The 3297-nt window shown below is 56.6% G+C and carries 1 rRNA gene; it reads right to left on the bottom strand.

The features are described from left to right. Window positions 1-53: 53 nt before the first annotated feature. A 23S ribosomal RNA gene (locus tag ODJ79_RS46375) occupies window positions 54-3163 on the bottom strand. Between the last annotated feature and the right edge of the window lie 134 nt (window positions 3164-3297).

The raw sequence follows: 3297 nt of genomic DNA, 5'->3' as shown, positions 1-3297 counted from the left end.
TGTTCGTTTGCTGTGAATCACACAGTGGACGCGTTGAGCACAAAATTTATGGTGTGGTTAAGCCCTCGGCTTATTAGTACCGGTCGACTGAACCAGTTACCTGGCTTACATCTCCGGCCTATCAACCCAGTCGTCTGGCTGGGAGCCTTACCCCCTCGAGGGGGTGGGATACCTCATCTCGAAGCGAGCTTCCCGCTTAGATGCTTTCAGCGGTTATCCCTTCCGAACGTAGCTAACCAGCCGTGCCCCTGGCGGGACAACTGGCACACCAGAGGTTCGTCCGTCCCGGTCCTCTCGTACTAGGGACAGCCCTTCTCAAGTATCCAACGCGCACGGCGGATAGGGACCGAACTGTCTCACGACGTTCTAAACCCAGCTCGCGTACCGCTTTAATGGGCGAACAGCCCAACCCTTGGGACCTGCTACAGCCCCAGGATGCGACGAGCCGACATCGAGGTGCCAAACCATCCCGTCGATATGGACTCTTGGGGAAGATCAGCCTGTTATCCCCGGGGTACCTTTTATCCGTTGAGCGACACCGCTTCCACACGCAAGTGCCGGATCACTAGTCCCGACTTTCGTCCCTGCTCGACCCGTCAGTCTCACAGTCAAGCTCCCTTGTGCACTTACACTCAACACCTGATTGCCAACCAGGCTGAGGGAACCTTTGGGCGCCTCCGTTACCCTTTAGGAGGCAACCGCCCCAGTTAAACTACCCACCAGACACTGTCCCTCGACCCGATCAGGGCCGCAAGTTAGATACCCAAACCCAACAGAGTGGTATTTCAACAATGCCTACCCACCGAACTGGCGTCCGGGGATCAACGGCTCCCACCTATCCTACACAATTGAATTCGGATACCAATGTCAAGCTATAGTAAAGGTCCCGGGGTCTTTCCGTCCTGCCGCGCGTAACGAGCATCTTTACTCGTACTGCAATTTCGCCGGGCCTGTGGTTGAGACAGCGGGGAAGTCGTTACGCCATTCGTGCAGGTCGGAACTTACCCGACAAGGAATTTCGCTACCTTAGGATGGTTATAGTTACCACCGCCGTTTACTGGCGCTTAAGTTCTCCACTTCGCCCCGAAGAGCTAATAGGTCCCCTTAACGTTCCAGCACCGGGCAGGCGTCAGTCCATATACATCGTCTTACGACTTGGCATGGACCTGTGTTTTTAGTAAACAGTCGCTTCCCCCTGCTCTCTGCGGCCATACCACGCTCCACCCGCACGGGGCTTCACGCGTCCGGCCCCCCTTCTCCCTAAGTTACGGGGGCAATTTGCCGAGTTCCTTAACCACAGTTCGCCCGTCGCCTCGGTATTCTCTACCTGACCACCTGTGTCGGTTTCGGGTACGGGCCGCTCGGAACATCGCTAGAGGCTTTTCTCGGCAGCATAGGATCACTGACTTCACCTGATACGGCTCGGCATCACGTCTCAGCCTCATCGTGTGCGGATTTGCCTACACACGGGCCTACACGCTTACCCCAGGACAACCACCGCCTGGGACCAGCTACCTTCCTGCGTCACCCCATCACTAAACTACTACCCCACAAGGTCCCAGCCCGCCTGCCCTTGGTCCGAAGACCGCCGGCACTTGAGGTGGTTAGTACATGAAGGTTCGTCTTGGGCGTTCCTACGCGGGTACGGGAATATCAACCCGTTATCCATCGACTACGCCTCTCGGCCTCGCCTTAGGCCCCGACTCACCCAGGGCGGATTAGCCTGGCCCTGGAACCCTTGGTCATCCGGCGGAAGAGGTTCTCACTCTTCATTCGCTACTCATGCCTGCATTCTCACTCGTGCAGCCTCCACACCTGGATCACTCCGGCGCTTCCCTGGCAGCACGACGCTCCCCTACCCACCCACACGACTGCACCAACACCCGAAGGCGCCGGCGGATCATAATGTGAGTGCCACAGCTTCGGCGGTGTGCTTGAGCCCCGCTACATTGTCGGCGCGGAACCACTTGACCAGTGAGCTATTACGCACTCTTTAAAGGGTGGCTGCTTCTAAGCCAACCTCCTGGTTGTCCATGCGATCCCACATCCTTTTCCACTTAGCACACGCTTAGGGGCCTTAGCTGGCGATCTGGGCTGTTTCCCTCTCGACTACGAAGCTTATCCCCCGCAGTCTCACTGCCGCGCTCTCACTTACCGGCATTCGGAGTTTGGCTGATTTCGGTAAGCTTGTAGGCCCCCTAGACCATCCAGTGCTCTACCTCCGGCAAGAAACACACGACGCTGCACCTAAATGCATTTCGGGGAGAACCAGCTATCACGGAGTTTGATTGGCCTTTCACCCCTAACCACAGGTCATCCCCCAACTTTTCAACGTTGGTGGGTTCGGTCCTCCACGCAGTCTTACCCACGCTTCAACCTGCCCATGGCTAGATCACCCCGCTTCGGGTCTAGAACACGCGACTAAAACGCCACTTTCGGACTCGCTTTCGCTACGGCTACCCCACACGGGTTAACCTCGCCACGTGCCACTAACTCGCAGGCTCATTCTTCAAAAGGCACGCCATCACCCCAAAAGGCTCTGACGGATTGTAGGCGAACGGTTTCAGGTACTATTTCACTCCCCTCCCGGGGTACTTTTCACCATTCCCTCACGGTACTCGTCCGCTATCGGTCACCAGGAAGTATTCAGCCTTACCAGGTGGTCCTGGCAGATTCACAGCAGATTCTAGGAGTCCGCTGCTACTCGGGTGCTCTCTCCAGAGGCCATACATTTTCGTCTACCGGGCTCTCACCGTCTACGGCCGACTTTCCCACGTCGTTCGACTAACATAAGGCTTTGTAACTCTGCGACTGCCTGTCAGAACAATCAAAAAGAGTCCCACAACCCCGGATACGCAACGCCTGACAACTATCACACGTATCTGGTTTAGGCTCGATCCGCTTTCGCTCGCCACTACTCACGGAATCACATGTTGTTTTCTCTTCCTACCGGTACTGAGATGTTTCACTTCCCGGCGTTCCCCTCACATGCCCTATGAATTCAGGCACGGATGACACGACATGACTCGTGCCAGGTTTCCCCATTCGGACACCCTGGGATCACAGCTAGGTTGACAGCTCCCCCAGGCCTATCGCGGCCTCCCACGTCCTTCATCGGCTCCTGGTGCCAAGGCATCCACCGTCCGCCCTTGACAACTTAACCACAGAAAACAAGATGCTCGCGTCCACTGTGCAATTCTCAACCAACGACCAACCCACAACCCCACAGAACCCACCAGCACCGCCAACGACAGCCGGTATGAGATCCCAGGTCGTGCCTGGCATTGAAGACCAACC

It is taken from the genome of Actinoplanes sp. KI2, from assembly GCF_025630775.1.
Lineage (GTDB): Bacteria > Actinomycetota > Actinomycetes > Mycobacteriales > Micromonosporaceae > Actinoplanes.
This window is presented reverse-complemented; position numbering and strand designations above follow the sequence as displayed.